Raw genomic sequence first — 16,048 nt, 5'->3', positions numbered from 1 at the left:
AGCGATCGTGACCCAATCACGATTAAGAAAAATTCTTTCGTAACATATAGACTGTTATGCCACCGAGCAGAAGTTCCACGAAAGCAAAAATAGCGACAAAAATCATCAAATCATTACTCGTATCTCCGTTGATTTCAAATTCGAGAACCTCGGTTGCCATGGTTGCCCCGTATTCTTTCACAAAAAAATCTTTCGTAGAAGAAGATGGACCTTCCCAAAGTACGTTCCGAAGCACTCCTTTAAACTCGGTTTTCTCAAACAAAGCATTAAATTCCTCCTCGGGAATGTCATCGATTTGAGCCAGGACATGGATTGGTTCACCGCTCTTCCAAGTATCAGAGACCAACGGACAAAAAAATTTGGTCGTTGTTCTACCCTTTTTCGTCGTCTTTTCTTCGAGACACTCTGAAAGCAAAGCCCCTTGGACCGTGAAATTTCTTGTTTCAAATTCTTTTAATTCGATGAGCTCACCTAACTTGATCATGGCTGAATTTTTATCGATTCCATGAAAAAACATGGGAAGCAAAAAGAAAAAAAGTACAAAAGAGATCACGACTGGAACAGCAAGAAGCGCGATCTTTGAAGAATCAGCGACATTCATCTGAGCCAATGCTTCCTCACGAGGAAGTTTTCTCAGGTCGGCAGATGGTTTGAGTTCCGCCAATTTTTCTACAAGTGATACCATACCGCTCTCACCGGTATTGCAATTGAAACGGTGGGTTTTAGATTTTCCTGAGGTTGAGCGAGTTGTTATCACCAATTCATCAAATTGACCTGTTGGCATGGGTCCAAAGTAAAACTTTTCCATGTCAAGAACGGAAACTTCATAATTCCGCAATCCTTGTTTTACTTTTAGAAGGCGTTGGTCTAAGGAGGCTTGGATTTCTAAAACGGAATAGGCAAAGGTAAATTGTTCCATAGGTGAATGATCCTGATTCATTGATTTACAAAATCAAGAAAAAAAAATAGACTTGTTTCGCTACGATATGAGAAGAAGGGACCGTACAAAATCATTTTGAAAGATACGGACGAAGAAAAAGTCTCTCTCCAAGGTTAACTTGAAGTAAGAGATGCATATTCACTCTCTAAAGAAAAGATGGCATTGTTTTCCTTAAATTGTCTGAACGTGTTTTAACTTTTTTGGATACGAAGAAGGATTTCTAGATCAGCGACGATTCGAGATTTGGAATCATCTCAAGGTTGCGATCGCCCTATTTTCTTTAACTTCCAGAAATTCAAGAAAGAGAGTGAAACCGAGAGTAATACAAAACTTCCTAATAAGAGCACAAAAATCATAATTGCTACATTTCCAAACTTGTTCATACCTCGCAATTTTCCATTGGCTCAAATTTACCTCAATCTGTATTTTTCTAAAGTGTGATTCGTCGATCCGAGAATTTTGACAGAAAAGAGTCAGTTAACGGGTGTTTTGTTCTCAAATACGGATTGGAAATGTTATTCTTGACTAGGAGACTTTAGTTTGTTGTTCCGCAGCGAATCTTCCCCATCGGATTATATTTACGTATCCTTGGTCAAAAAATAAGGCTGTCGGACAATTAATTTTTCGGAGTATAGGTCTTGAAAATCCCTACCAGTTTCCCGAGTGGTTGGTAAAAAATACAATTTTGGAAAGAAATTGTTTTTTTATTCTGAAAACCGCAAGAATGATCAAACAATTGGGTAAAGAATAAGATAGAATGTAATTTACAATTTCAATGGGAAAGATATGGATCTAATTCAGAAAGCATTATGGTTTGTGGAAAGCCATTCAAGAGAAGAGATTAGTTTGGACGATATTGCGAAGATTTGTAATGTCTCCACTTTTCACCTAACGAGAGCATTTTCTGTGGAGATGGGAATTTCTCTTATGAGATACGTGAAGGCTAGATGTCTTACAGAGGCAGCAAAAAAGTTAATTCTGAACCGTGAGGGCCTTCTCTCGATCTCTCTTGACTTTGGATACAATTCACAAGAAGCCTTTACGCGTGCGTTCAAAGAACAATTCAGTCTGACACCGGGAGTTGTTAGGTCAAAAGAAGACCTAGAAAAAATGAACTTAGTAGAGGCGTTTACAATGAAGTCTTCCCTCCTCCCGAATATAAAAGAACCAAGGATTGTTGAACTTGAATTGAAACATTTTGTAGGTATAAAAGTTAATTACGATTGTAATGAACCTGCAGGAATACCAGATCAGTGGCAAAAATTTTCTCCCTATCTTGGTCACATCGATAGACAAACAGGCAAAGATGCATACGGAATCTGTTTTAATTTTGATGACAAAAACAGATTTGACTACTTAAGCTGTATTGAAGTTAGCTCAAGTTCTCATTCTCATTCAAAATTATTTTCCTTCGACTTGAAACCCAATACGTATGCCGTATTTTCCCACACTGGCCATGTTTCAGAAATCCGGGCTGTTTTTTCGGCAATTTGGAATCAATGGTTTATGAACTCAAAATTCAAATCTATAGAGGCACCTAATTTTGAGAAATATGGAAAAAATTTTGATTCATTCACTGGAAATGGAGGATTTGAAATTTGGATTCCGATTGAATAAATAGATTCGCATATTAGCTATCTCGCTCCATGTTCCCCAACAGGGCTTCCTGTCGTTTTGGGAACAGGAAGATACTTGGCTGAGTTGAAGTACATCAGTCAAGGGATTCGATTGGATTTAAGATTTGCTCGATTTTGCACTTATCGTTTGTTATGTGCGATGAGAAAGACAGATTCCAGGCAACTCATTGATTCTCTTTATCAGAAAAAGGTTTTCACTGTTCCAATAATTAGCAAATTCTCATTTGCCATTTATGCCAATAATACTGTCTTAGATTTCTGTATTTGCACAAGTCTCATGTTAGAAGAGGAAGATATCAAAGCAAAACTACCAGACTCAAAAAAGCTTGCGATTTTATTCTGGCCGGAAAGGATGCGCCATGGTATCAATTCTTATCTTTTTGACCGCTTTTAGTCTCGTACTCATGATTGTAGGCACAGTTTGGGGCTTAGTCGTTCGTGGAAAAACAACGAAAATTGATTCCGTTTTCGAAGGAGATGTCCAGAAGGTAACTAAATACCAGGATGGATTCTCTAAAAATTCAGAGGTTTCTTTAAATCAATCTTTGTTTAACGGTCATGGAATCGAAGTAGAGAGAAAAGCCTCCTATTCTTTTGAAGATATAAAACATTTTTTGAAAACTGGGAATTGGATATTGGCTATGCCTCCACTTCTCGGAATCGTTGGGCTTTTAGGCTTCCTTTTCTTTTTATCCTTAACTTTATTCGTCACATTCGATGAATTCATTTTCGGAGTAGTTATTTTAGGATTTTTCCTCTATTCATCCTACTTTATTCTAACGGCTTTTAGTCGAAAGATTCGATCTTAATGATTAATAATGATACACTTCGACGTACTGAGCGCATGTTATACGTAGTCTCTCTAGAATTTTTGGAATCGTTGCTCCCGGGCTGACTGGTTTCCTATAACGGGTATTGTGTTGCGAAAATCAGGCGTCCCACTGGATTTTTGGGGTGTAGTTCTTGAAAAAGCCATACTAAATTCCTAGGTGTTAAATCCAAATTTACCGACATAAGCTAGATGTTTGAGCCCACTTGCAATCTATTCTTGACTCTACTTCTGTTTACTTTTGGTCGCGTGCGAGTTTCATTTTGACAAGCCTTATGCGATAACAAACTGGATCTGTTGTATTTTATTGACTAAAATTTTGCAATCCTTAGATTGGGTAGCGAACTATTTCCCCTCACACAAAATGATTCCATTTCCCCTTCCCTCACCGAATCCAGGCGGATTTGATTTTTTCTGGCAACAGCTTCCCTGGGCAATTCCCAGCATCTTTACGTTTGTTGTTGGAATGTCCCTCGCATTTCTCGGCTTGTTTGCGATCAAACGAACTGAGGACCGAGCCCTCCTCATCACCTATATTATGTTTTGTTTCGGTTTTGGATCCTTGGGCATGGCACTATCGCTACGTTCTGTGGTAAATGATCTCGATTTGCTATTGCTTCTAAATCGGATTAGCTATTTTGGCGTTGTTTGGTTGTCTCCTGGTGCTTATCTGTTCGCATATTATATGACCGGCAGACTCTACAGGTCCCTTCTCTTCGCCGGAATACTAGGACTTTCCACGGTCGCGATCGCATACTTTGGGCTTTTGTCAGGTTTTGATTTTACTGGCAAGTGGTTTCACTATTCATTTGGTTCCTATCCTATCGCTGAGCTTCCTTTAAAAATATGGGGCGCTTATTCTTCGCTAGCTTATCTAGTTTCCGCTGTACCGGTAACTATACACTATTTTCTTAACCATAGGGATCAAATCAAGGCGAAGGTCTTTCTATTCTTAGGTTTGCATTTTTGTTCGCTGCTTGTGATTACCAACTTACCCAGTTTAAGTGGCATTCCTATATTCCCGATGAGCTCATTCGCGTTTTTACCACTACTTCTTCTTGGCTACGGTATATTTCGATCTGATTATTTGAACTTAAATGACTTGCTATTCAAACAAAGAGGTCTCTTTAAGATCCTTGCTGGTTTGATCACCTTTGGACTCCTCGGTATTGCGATTCTCGCAGCCATTACTCTTCATCCTACGGATCATCCTGCTCCTTTCATGAAGCCGGTGTTTTTGTTGCCTCTGTTCTCGGGCGTCTGTGCGTTTGCATTGGCTATCTTTCTTGCTGGAAGTAGTCCCGATCAAAAGCTGAATATGCTCGGAGCAACTTCACTCATGTTAGCAGGAGCATTTATGATCGTAATGACTGCTTTTAAATTGGATCTTCCTTTGATCGTTACGAGAAGAATTGAACAAATATTTTATACAGCATTTGTTTTTACACCGGGGGTTCACTTACGATTTGCTTATCTTGCCTTGGGAAAAACTAGGCCACACTTTGTTCGTTGGGTTGATTTTTTTTCTGTGATCTTCTGCGTGATTCTATGGACACCTTATTTTTTTTCTGGATTTTACGAATACTGGTTCGGGCGCATATCGGTTGCAGGTATCGGCTTAAATGCGTTTGGTGCTCTTGGTTTGATTGCGGCCGCTACCTTTTTGATCAGCTGGGAACGGAGCCGCAAAACCGCGCGAAATCGACTTGGGAGTCAGGTTGTATTATCACTCGTTATAGGTGATTTTCTAATTTTCTTGAATTTGCCAGCAACGATTGGAATTCCTCTCTATCCTTTGGGTGAGTTGCAGTTCATTCCTGCGATTTTACTTTCGTTCGCCATCGTTAAGTCAGGTGCTATACCAATATCGGGAGAGGCGACAGCAATCGGAAACCGGGTCTCCGCTTTGATATTACTTTTTGTGCCCACAACTATGCTTTTTTACTTGCTTGGACTCATGAAGGTAACTGAATTTCTTCCAGCATTGGCTCACACACTGCTGGTTGCTGCTCCCATCGCACTTGCCTTTTACATGATTTCCTTTATTTTTTTACGTCCAACGGCTCTCAAGATGGATGAAGCGGTTCGTCGGTTGGCGGAGGAGAAAGAAAGAGCCAATACTGCACTTCTTGCAACAGAGGAAGCTCGTCAGGAAATTGAGGCTTTAGGTCACCTAACACATCTTGTTAATTCCCATACAGACCTGAACGAAATTTTTAATGAAATTTCAAAGTATGCATACCAAAAATACGGTATCACTTCCACTTGGCTTTTTTTACCGGATGAGAAAAATGAGCACTTAACGAGCTTTCGGGCGAGTAGTTACAAGGATGTATCGGAAGAGTTAGAGCAATTTGTAAAGAATCTCAAGATACCTCTTGGTCCCGATGGTGGCATGGCTCACTTGGTTTGGAAACGTAAAAGAGCTTTATATATTCCTCTTATAAAAAAATTTCCATTTGAGTTCGATCGAAAACTTATAGAAACAACGAAAGCCACCTCGTTTTTGCACGTGCCTTTAGTAGTAGGTGATCAAAGCATTGCACTCATGATTTTTTCGAATCTCAGTGAACCTATGAACTTAGCAAAGGATGAGATTCGCTCCATCGAGACACTTTGTGCACAAGTTGCAGGCGTTATTCATACAGTTGATCTACTACGACAAACAGAAAAACAAAAAGCAGATACTTCCTCCTTGAATCATCTGGTGAAAAGTTTGAATGAGAATCTAGACATTCAAGTGATTATGGAAAAAGTTCATTCCTATGTTGTCGAAAAATTTGGAATACAATACTATAGCCTGATGGCCTCTGATGGAGAAAAAAGTCACTTACGTTTGATCGCTGCTTCTCTTCCTGACTTTGTAACAACCGAAGAGCGGAAACGGATAGCTGACTTTAAAGTTCCGATGAAATCTAGTAAAGGTGCTCATGGCCTTACCCTTCGCAGTAAGAAAGTTGCCTATTTCAAAGATTTTGACGATCATAAATTGGAATGGTTAACCGAAGAAGAAAAATGGATCGCTAAGTCTTGTAAGATCCGCTCTTACCTTTTTCTCCCTCTACTGCTCAACCAAGTGCCAGTTGGAATTCTCAATTTCTCGAATTCCGAGTCAATGATGAATCTTGAGCCAGAAGATTTGACACGTCTGTCAATCCTTGGAGAACAGTTAGCTGGTATTATTTATGGATCAGCACTATTTAAAGAGGTACAGTCATCTCGTAATGTTGCGGAGTCAGAAAGGAAAAAATCAGAAAAGCTATTGTTGAATATCTTACCTGCAGATGTAGCTTCGGAGTTGAAAGAGAAAGGCGCAACTGAGCCTGTGTTATACGAAAATGTAAGTGTAATGTTTACTGATTTTAAAGGATTCACCCAAATTGCAGAAATTCTTTCACCACGTGAGTTGATTCAAGATTTGGACGCTTGTTTTGTGCAATTTGATAAAATCACAGAACGATTCAATTTGGAGAAACTCAAAACCATCGGTGATAGTTATATGTGCGCAGGTGGAATACCAAAAAGAAACAAGACTCATGCATTGGATTCAGTACTTGCCGCTCTAGAGATTCAAGCATTTATGAATCTGATGAAGAATATCAAGGAAGAACAAGGGTTACCTTATTGGGAGCTTAGACTTGGTATCCATACTGGTCCACTCGTAGCAGGCGTTATAGGTGAAAAGAAGTTTGCCTATGATGTCTGGGGAGATACCGTAAATACTGCCTCAAGAATGGAGTCCTCTGGCACACCAGGTAAAATCAATATCAGTGGATCTACCTATGAATTAATAAAGGAAGTTTTTGAGTGCGAATTTCGAGGGTATGTCAATGCAAAAAATAAAGGTGAGGTGGCAATGTATTATGTGAATGGATTAAAAGAAGAATACGCAACTTCCAAGGATAGACGTATTCCTAACGGTCGTTTCTGGCAAGTATATGCAGACAAGGAAGCATAGAAAAAAAGGTTACACATCCGAAAATGGATAAAATTTTCTTAGCCTCTCAGCCGAATGCGTTCCCAAAATAGCATTTGTTATGCTAGGATCAGTCATCCCTGTAGATTTTTGAGGTGTGTTTCTAGAAAAATCCCTATCAACTTCCTACTTGGTAGATACTGCGTCGATGTGACGTTTGAAATTCTTATACATCGACGCAAATATCTTTCGATCATTAAGAGCTTTGCCCATGGCAAATGTACCCTCTTGAAACGTTACGATAAATTCAGCTAATTCTTGGGTATTGACTTTTTTATTCAAATATCCGCCAGCTTGCGCTCGATTTAAATGCTCTTTGGTTTTTGCAATCCATTCAGTTAATACAGCTTTCGCTTTTACTTTAATTGATTCATCTATGTTTGAAAGTTCTTGCGTCAAGTTATTGAGTGGGCAGCCCGAAGAAAGAAAATCATCGGGCCAGGTATCAAACGTCGTCTTAAAGCACTTCAATATTCCCTGGAGCGGATTTTTATACGCAGAGAGCGGTTTAATCCAGCGGTCCATAATTCCTGCATAAATGATCTCGTCGATGATTGCGTAAGCCACATGACGTTTCGATGGGAAGTAATGAAAGAACGCGCCGATCGTCACATCAGCTCGTTTGGCTAAATCGCGAACTCCAACGCCGTTGTATCCTTTAGTATAAATTTCGATAAAAGCGGAACTTAAAATGTGCGCCCTGGTTTTTACAGGATCACGAGCTTTAGGTTTTATTTCGCTTTTAGACATAAGATTAAAATATCACATGCTATCTACTTAATCCAGCCATTTTGTGTATAATTGCTAAAAAGCTAAAAATTAATGGTTTACAACATATCATTCGATATGTATTAATAAACATATAGATTTAACTAAAACTAAATCAAGGAGTCGCCGATGCGAACATCAGGAATATCTAAAGGACAATTATGGACAGGTCGCGTGCTGAGCGGTTTAGCGATCGCATTTTTATTATTCGATGCTGGCATAAAATTTTTTATGGAGAAACTTCCACCTGAAGCGATTGAGGCAGGCGCAGCGATTCAATGGCCGATGGAGTTAATGCCAGCTGTAGGAACTATTTTACTCATTTGCCTAGTCATTCATATCATACCCCGAACTTCGATATTAGGTGCGATTTTATTGACGGGTTATTTGGGCGGAGCGATCGCAAGTCATGTGCGTGTCAGTAACCCTATGTTTACCCATACCTTGTTTCCAATTTATCTCGCGGTGTTTATTTGGCTGGGTCTTTACTTGCGCGATAACCGCCTTAAAGCAATTATTTCTAAATAAAAATAAAGAAATTCTAGGTCTAAAGTAACCAATGTATCTCTAGTCGCGGCCAACCCTCAAAAAGTTTGGAACACGTGGGTCGAACCATAACACAGTACGGAATGGAACTTTGATTCTGACGAATGGCAATGTCCAAAAGTTTCAAACGACTTAAAAGTGGGTGGTAAATATTCCGCGCGAAGGGAAGCCAAAGTCGAAAGCTTCGGTTTTGAGTTTGAAGCGGTCTATGACGAAGTGATCGATCAAAGGAAAATTGCCTACACTATGTTAGATGGTCGCTAGGCCATAACATATTTTGGAAATCTTGCCGGCAAAACAAAAGTTACGACGATCTTCGCTTTGATTATTCAGCACCCTGTAGAATTTCAAAAAATAGGTTGGCAAGCCAACTTAATCAACTTCAAAAAATATATAGAGATCCAATAATATTACGACGACAAAGCTCCATGTTTCCCGACTTTCCCTCACGGGACGTCCGTGTCAGGCTTCATGTCTTCCTAACTCCTGCTCACGTGACTTCCTTGTCACGATTCGCGAGCTCTCGCAAGGCTTCATCGTTCCCCAACTATCCCTCACGGAACGTCCTGTCCCGATTCGGGCGCTTCGCCATCGTGGCTTCGCTTACGTTCGGGGAACATTTCGCCAGCCGTTACTGTTCGAATACCAACATTGGTTACATAATAAAAAAGACACACTATAACAGGATGGCTTCCCAACATCGTATACAACATACGTAAAAGATAATAAACTTTCAAGATAGACTCTCTTATCTGATCTGTATGTACGCAAACATGCAAATTGAAATATGGTAGGAATTGTGCGATTCGTATCAGTTGGCTGATTCAGCGTCGTGCGTACGTTTGTGACCAGGGCTTTGTAGCATCTCGATTTGTAGCGACTCTATGTTACTCCAGGCAGTGTACCGAGGATACTTGGTTCCGCTTCTGGATATAGGGACTTGCTTTTGGGAAAACTCTTATTAGTTCCTAGACGGAGAATCGAACTATTGTTCTGAAATGGTTAGAAGATTTTTGTGTAAAATTCGTTTACGTAAATATAACAGATATTAACTCATTTTCCAGGACATTACGGTCCCAAAATCATTCTTTTTTACCTCAAAGAGAGAAACCGATTTCATTGTTTTTCAAAAGCTTAAAGATGCAAAAAACGATCTCCTTGATTCGATTAAATTAATAATACGTAGCGAAAATGGGGAAATAAATAATGTTAGATGTTTTGCGAACAACTTAAAGCAAGCTCCTTTGGCTAAAAAAGGAGTGCTCGATTTAATGGATTTGGATTTTAAAAAAAAGGGACTGTTTATTTAGATGGGGAGTGGGAATTTTAATGGAATCAAAATGTTTTGGATCAAAAAAACGAAACAAACCGTAAAGCAGATTCGAGTGATTCTCAACTTGCATAAGATTTTTTTATACGTCAAAAATTTAAAATCGATATTCCCACTGAACTTGGATATAGGGAATTCTTGAAACAGAATTGGTTTGAATGATGGGAGCTTGCGAAAATGTCATTGGCATCAGTTCTGGAATGACTTTGATAGAAATCGATTGCTTATCGGTTGGGTAAAAAAGATACGCATCCAAAAGGTTTGCCAGATAAAAAGCTAAGAACAAGGAAGAAGCAGAATTTACTAAATTAGCTGCACTTAACATAGCTTTTCTATCATTCGAAATGTTTCTTGACTCAAGAAGATTGTAAACATCTTGATTTGACGAATTCAAGATTCCTAAATTGCTAAAAATAAATGTATTATTTCCAAATTCCATACTGGTTTTTTCGTAGGTTCTTCTTTTGGATGCTGCGTCTTCATACAATGCGGCTGAAGCTACTGTAAGAGCAGCCAAACTCCCAAACCAGTAATAGGAAGCTCTTCTTCTTCCTTCTTTGTATTGACCTAAACCTGGAAGAATGGCAGAATACAATAGAATTCTAGTTCTGGAAGGAATGATTTCTACATCAGGTTTCTCTATAATTATAGGTGTTACATCAGAATTTTTTTCAAGATTTGTCTTTGCCTTTTTTAACTTTTCTTTTACAAGTTCTTCCTCTACTTCTTTTTTTGTTTTGAAGGTAATTTTTCGAATCAAGTAAGAAGGGATACTTTTTTTTGTTCCATCTTCTTCTTGAAGAACGATGTCTTTTAGATTTTGATCTAAAATTTTTCCAGAAAGGATTTGCCCATTTTTCAGAAGAATTGTTTCTGAAAATGCGGGACTTAAAACCAAAAAACAAACTAACATAGTAGAATATAGAACAAAAGATTTGTATTTTGATTTCATAATGTAATTCATTCTACTGATAAGGTGCTGTCATGACGAGATCTGTTCCACTAGAAGCGACGGCTACAAACAATCCATTTCCATATGCGACACTGCGCCACTGATTGACTTCATTCGAGGAAGTAATTCCGGTCCAGTTAATTCCATCAGGAGATGTCATGACTCGATTGGTTCCATTATTTGCAACTGCGACAAATAAACCATTAGCATAGGTGATACCCACCCATTGATTGCCTTCATTAGATGAGGTTCTTCCTGTCCATGTTATACCATCAGGAGATGTCATGACTCGATTGGTTCCAGCAAGTGATACTGCAACATAAAGTCCATTTCCATAGGTAACTGAAACCCAACTATTACTTGGGCAAGGTCGATTATTCCAGTTAATTCCATCATTAGATATCATGACTCGATTGGTTCCAGAAGTAGCAAGTCCCACAAATAGTCCATTTCCAAAGTTGACCGCTTGCCAACCATTTGTGTCAGGGGCAGCTCCACTTCCTGTCCATGTAATACCGTCTGGAGATGTCATGACTCTTTGGAATCCAGAAGGTGCGACAGCAACAAATAGACCGTTTCCATAGGTGACGCTATTCCATGGATTGGTGGAGGCACCAGTTCTTGCTGTCCAGTTAATACCATCAGGAGATGTCATCGCTTGGTTGACTCCACTATTTGCTACTGCAACAAATTGTCCATTTCCATAAGTGACTGTTGTCACATTGGATATGGCAGAAGTTCTTTCTGTCCAGGTAATACCATCTGGAGATGTCATGACTGCATTATTTGCGACGGCAACAAATAGTCCGTTTCCATAGGTGACACTTGTCCATTGGTAAACAGGAGTAGTTCTTCCCGCCCAACTGCCTAAAGAGGCATTCAGTTGAATCGAAATAGTTGCATTTTCAGTTCCGAGTGCATTGCCTGCGGTGATTGTATAAGTAGTTGCGACTTGCGCTACTGTTGGTGTTCCTGATAAAGCACAAGTGGTAGGATTGATGGAAAGTCCTGTGGGAAGTGCTGGTGAGGATGTGCAAGAATTTGGGTTTCCCGTTACAGTTGGTGTAATCGTGGTGATGGCGGCATTTGTAGGAAATATAAAGGGGCTTCCAGAATAGGAAATGGTTGGTAGAGAATTACTTCCAGAAATAGAAATGGTGGGTGGAGAATTACTTCTAGAACCTACAATCAGATTGAACAAACCATGTTGGATCGGATTACAATTTGGATCCATTTTAGCACAGCTTGTGTCCATGATCTTGCAATGGGAAAAGAAAAAAGAAATGCTAACTGCCAAAAGGGAAATTGCTATTTGAAAAATTTTGCTAGGATTGGTTCCCGTTAAGAAATTTAGCAATTTAAAAGACACAGTATCAAACTTTCTAAAAAAAAGAACTGTAGTCTATTCAATTTTTCAACAGTATGATTCAGTAATACTTTGGTTTACTTTAAAATTTCTTTTCTTTCCAGTAAGTGTCTAAAAGGGGATTTAGGTTCAACAGATATACGAATGGATTACGTCTTACAACGCTATCGTTTTTCTGCTTTATGTTTGGATTCTCATTTTTTCTATAAGGTCTGCCTCTTGTGAATTGAATTTCTTTTCGTTCAGCAAATGCAAGAATTGTTTCATTGATAAATTCAGCTCCATTGTCTTAGTGGATTCCTAGCAAAGGGAATGGTAACGTATTTCTCAATTTTATTAAGGTTTTTTGCATATGAAATTTGGTATTGTCTTGGACCAGAATGCAAACTGTCCATCCCGTACAGACGTCAATGGTTGAGAGCGTAAATAGAGTCGCCTGTAAGCCGACTGACTTCCGATAATGGTCATTGTGTCGCGGTTATCTGGTCTCCCTTCTTCGAAAAGGGACCGGATCTTATAACAGGCTAAGGACTTTCCTAAGTGGTGAAAAAGATCATTACAACAAAAGGTGTCACTATTTCTATTCCTGTTTCTCTCGCTTTGATTGAGGCAATCGCTGGATTTAAAAAAGCAAAAGAAATGGCAAAAGAACTCGGAGTATCCGATTGGAGTCCATGACATAAAACCGAGGAATTCCGCTTAGGCTGGGAACACTATGTAACCGCAGCAAAAAATTTAATTTTCTTTTGGAATTATGAATCCATAGGGATTCCTATGTATGAAAGTATTGATGAAGTTTCTTTGGCATTAGTTGCTGATGCCTATTCTCGGACAAACAAATCATGTGTTATAACGATTGATTATGCTAACCTACCTGTTCCTACGAAATCAGGAATCAGGTTCATTTTTGATTTAAGTAGTGATAACCCAAAGCAAGTACAAACCCTAAAAGCAATAGGAAGGGAGGTAAAAGCCAACGAACAATTACACCAAACATTTGTAGAAATTGAAAAACAATCGGTACATCTACGGTGCAATTCGTGGCAATGCGGTTGGAATATGCAATCCAATAATGATTCGTTATGTCTTGTGGAAAATCGACTGAATCTGATTCCAATTTCAAAATTTCTCCTCCGACCTTTTTCAGCTCGCATCTCTTTTGATATTATGAAAACTGGAATCATTAAACTTATGCATTCAAAACTTAAACTGTATTTCATCCTTTCCTTTTTTCTTTTTGGATTTCTTCTGCTATCCAGCATGACTCTGGTGTTGCAGATGCAGAATGCTCTAGCAAAAAATCTAACTATAACAATCGCTGCAGAAACCATTCTCCTTATAGTTATTGGTGTCCTATTTGGATTGACCTTAAGTTCTTGGTTTCTTAAAATCTTTGGGAAGTTGGAAGCTGCCTTCAAAGAAGTCGGGCTCGGAAATTTACGAGTTCGACTCAAATACAAAACCAATGATCTATTCTCTGATTTTTACATGAGTTTCCATAGAATGTTACAAGCTCAAGGAGAACTCATTCAACACATTAAAACATCCGCAGACGCCTTGTCCTCCGATTCACAAGAAATGAAGTTGATAACTCTTGACTTTTCAACAAACTTACAATCGCAGTCCGCTGCAACGGAAGAAGTTTCAGCATCGATTGAGGAAATCTCTGGAGTTGCTGTATCCATTTCAAACATTTCAGAAAACAACTCACAAAGTATGAGCAACTTAACATCAGAGGTTGATCGATTATCAATGGCGATCGATAAAACAGGTGAATATGTTGAAGGGACTCTCGATTCTATAAAAAATATTATCGAGCGCGCAGAAGCAGGGAAAAAAACACTTCGCACAATGAATGAAGCAATGGACAATTTGTCAAACAGTTCACTTGAAATTTCCAAAACAGTCGATGTAATTGCAAAAATCAGTGAACAAGTTAACATGCTTGCTTTGAACGCGTCAATCGAAGCTGCACGTGCTGGTGATGCGGGAAGAGGATTTGCGGTCGTTGCGGAAGAGGTTTCGAAACTTGCAGAAAGAACAGCAGGTGCAGTTAAAGGTATTGATTCTTTAATGAAAAAAAATCAGAATGATGTTGCTTTGGGTAGAGAACGAATTGAAAAAACAACAATGGAAATCCAAGAAATCATAGGTAATATTGATTCTATTTCCGGAAAAATAACGGAAGTTCATTCTGCAGTAATTACACAAAAAGAATTAAAGAACAAACTCCTAAAGGAAGCTGTCTTTGTAAAAGAGCGATCTGAAGAAATCAAAGAAGCGGTTACCGAACATAAGACAGCCACAAACGAAGTAATGGCATCCGTTTCTTCCATTAGCCAATCTTCCTTTAGTAATTCTGAAAGTAGCGATGTACTTACAGGTAAAATCACCGCAATTGCGATTACGGCTGACAAACTAATTTCAATGGTTGATCTTTTCAAAACAAATGTTGTTTTTGATGAATCTTCGATTTCAGAAAGAGATGAAGCTACTCACAAACTTCAATTCCGATCAGAAATTGGAAGCATTTACTACGTGAAAGAAAAAGATTTACTGGAAGTTGTTTGGACACCAGACTTTAGCGAAGAAAAATATACTGAAATTTTGAACGAAGCATTAAATATTATTCATAAATATAACATACGTAAGTGGCTAGCAGACACGAGAAGGATGGGACTTGTCACAAGGCCTGCACAAGAATGGGTAAACGTCAATTGGTTCCCAAAAGCAAGTAATTCCAGCCTTAGAAAAATGGCCGTCGTCGTCCCTAACTCAGCACTGGCAGCAATCTCAATAGATGATCAAACATTAAAAACTGGTAATGTAGAACTGAAATCGGTACCAAGTTTAGAATCTGGAATTGTTTGGTTAAACAACTAAACTCATAGCTAATGAAACTAGCAGATCATTGTTTTATTTTGAATCGCAATGATCTGCAAAAAATTTAATCTTTACTTATCTCCTTCTAATACAAAGAAGAAAGGTTGTTTCATTCCCTTGTAATCCATACATCCAAATTAAGTATCTTGATTTATTTTTTTAAAAACATCATGAATTGGAAGATTAACATAAATCATGATAGCAGTACGTTTTCCGCGAAATTCGTTTCGACGAACACGGGCTTTTGATTTAGAAGTCTGAAATAAGAAACGAACTAATAAATAGAGTCGCCTTTAAGCCAACTGGATTCCCATAATGAGCAATCTCTCGCAAAGCTTCATGTTCCCCATCTATCCCTCACGGGACGTCCGTGTCAGGCTCCATGTCTTCCTAACTCCTGCTCACGTGACATCCCTGTCACGATTCGCGAGCTTCGCAATCCTGCTCCGCCTCCGTTAGAAAGACATTCCGCCAGCCGTCACTCCTCGTATACCAGCATTGGTTACAAAATAAAAAAGCCACCCTATAACAGGATGGCTTCCCAACATCGTATACGACATCTTCTCTTCCATGGTCCATTCCCACAAATGCATCCCCTTACATAAACGAGGGAAAGCCTGCGGAGCACAAAGCAGCAATGCTGCGACTGCGAGCACCCAACCGTTTGCGTGACCCTCGGGGTCTAGCAAACGAGTTGTTTGGCGCCGACCACCAAACAAGATAATAAACAACAAGAGAGACTATAATCCTGACTTGCACGTTCGAAAACATGCAAATTGTAATATGGTCAAGCCAATCGAGCGATTAGTATCACTTGGCTG

12 protein-coding genes and 3 pseudogenes are annotated in these 16,048 nt (G+C 39.1%); 8 read left to right on the top strand and 7 right to left on the bottom strand.

The annotated features are described in order from the left end of the window. Nucleotides 1–22 precede the first annotated feature (22 nt). On the bottom strand, nt 23–940 hold the full coding sequence (locus tag EHQ58_RS10605; RefSeq protein ID WP_135623873.1) for a hypothetical protein: 918 nt from the start codon (nt 938–940) through the stop codon (nt 23–25). A 786-nt stretch (nt 941–1,726) separates the two neighbouring features. On the opposite strand from EHQ58_RS10605, the gene EHQ58_RS10600 reads away from it, so the two are divergent. From EHQ58_RS10600 to EHQ58_RS10585, 4 genes are all read left to right on the top strand, one after another. After that, complete coding sequence (locus EHQ58_RS10600; protein ID WP_135623872.1) at nt 1,727–2,557, top strand: AraC family transcriptional regulator; 831 nt, start codon at nt 1,727–1,729, stop codon at nt 2,555–2,557. An 84-nt stretch (nt 2,558–2,641) separates the two neighbouring features. Beyond that, a complete protein-coding gene (locus tag EHQ58_RS10595; protein WP_135623871.1) occupies nt 2,642–2,971 on the top strand; it encodes a hypothetical protein in 330 nt (109 codons plus the stop codon). Beyond that, complete coding sequence (locus tag EHQ58_RS10590) at nt 2,937–3,386, top strand: hypothetical protein (RefSeq protein WP_135623870.1); 450 nt, start codon at nt 2,937–2,939, stop codon at nt 3,384–3,386. The genes EHQ58_RS10595 and EHQ58_RS10590 overlap by 35 nt, the downstream gene beginning before the upstream one ends. A 384-nt stretch (nt 3,387–3,770) precedes the next feature. Further along, the gene (locus EHQ58_RS10585) at nt 3,771–7,364 is read left to right on the top strand and encodes an adenylate/guanylate cyclase domain-containing protein (RefSeq protein WP_135623869.1); all 3,594 of its coding nucleotides are present in this window, start codon (nt 3,771–3,773) and stop codon (nt 7,362–7,364) included. 144 nt (nt 7,365–7,508) lie between these two features. Here EHQ58_RS10585 and EHQ58_RS10580 read toward each other — a convergent pair whose 3' ends face one another. Continuing rightward, entirely contained in the window at nt 7,509–8,132 is a 624-nt protein-coding gene (locus tag EHQ58_RS10580; protein WP_135623868.1) for a TetR/AcrR family transcriptional regulator, read from the bottom strand. Between the two features lie 147 nt (nt 8,133–8,279). Here EHQ58_RS10580 and EHQ58_RS10575 point away from each other — a divergent pair, with 147 nt between their 5' ends. Together EHQ58_RS10575 and EHQ58_RS18955 are read left to right on the top strand one after the other, a co-directional pair. Then, the gene (locus EHQ58_RS10575) at nt 8,280–8,678 is read left to right on the top strand and encodes a DoxX family protein (protein ID WP_135623867.1); all 399 of its coding nucleotides are present in this window, start codon (nt 8,280–8,282) and stop codon (nt 8,676–8,678) included. 111 nt (nt 8,679–8,789) lie between these two features. After that, nucleotides 8,790–8,960 (top strand): annotated as a pseudogene (locus tag EHQ58_RS18955) (SRPBCC domain-containing protein); the annotation flags it as partial. 1,163 nt (nt 8,961–10,123) lie between these two features. On the opposite strand, the gene EHQ58_RS10565 reads toward EHQ58_RS18955, so the two are convergent. The 3 genes and pseudogenes from EHQ58_RS10565 to EHQ58_RS18950 all read right to left on the bottom strand — a co-directional run. Beyond that, entirely contained in the window at nt 10,124–10,978 is an 855-nt protein-coding gene (locus tag EHQ58_RS10565; RefSeq protein ID WP_135623866.1) for an LA_0442/LA_0875 N-terminal domain-containing protein, read from the bottom strand. A gap of 13 nt (nt 10,979–10,991) precedes the next feature. Further along, entirely contained in the window at nt 10,992–12,212 is a 1,221-nt protein-coding gene (locus EHQ58_RS10560) for an Ig domain-containing protein (protein WP_246047320.1), read from the bottom strand. Between the two features lie 280 nt (nt 12,213–12,492). Then, a pseudogene (locus tag EHQ58_RS18950) lies at nt 12,493–12,768 on the bottom strand (integrase catalytic domain-containing protein); the annotation flags it as partial. Nucleotides 12,769–12,887: 119 nt separating this feature from the next. Here EHQ58_RS18950 and EHQ58_RS19020 point away from each other — a divergent pair. After that, nucleotides 12,888–13,022, top strand: coding sequence for a hypothetical protein (locus EHQ58_RS19020; RefSeq protein WP_281277112.1), 135 nt, complete (start codon nt 12,888–12,890; stop codon nt 13,020–13,022). Between the two features lie 96 nt (nt 13,023–13,118). Beyond that, a complete protein-coding gene (locus EHQ58_RS10555; RefSeq protein WP_246047318.1) occupies nt 13,119–15,227 on the top strand; it encodes a methyl-accepting chemotaxis protein in 2,109 nt (702 codons plus the stop codon). Nucleotides 15,228–15,364: 137 nt separating this feature from the next. Here the strand turns inward: EHQ58_RS10555 and EHQ58_RS19015 are convergent. Beyond that, nucleotides 15,365–15,463: pseudogene (locus tag EHQ58_RS19015) on the bottom strand (DUF4334 domain-containing protein); the annotation flags it as partial. Nucleotides 15,464–15,682: 219 nt separating this feature from the next. After that, the gene (locus EHQ58_RS10545) at nt 15,683–15,961 is read right to left on the bottom strand and encodes a hypothetical protein (RefSeq protein ID WP_135623864.1); all 279 of its coding nucleotides are present in this window, start codon (nt 15,959–15,961) and stop codon (nt 15,683–15,685) included. Nucleotides 15,962–16,048: the final 87 nt, after the last annotated feature.

This window comes from Leptospira ognonensis (assembly GCF_004770745.1).
Lineage (GTDB): Bacteria > Spirochaetota > Leptospiria > Leptospirales > Leptospiraceae > Leptospira_A > Leptospira_A ognonensis.
This window is presented reverse-complemented; position numbering and strand designations above follow the sequence as displayed.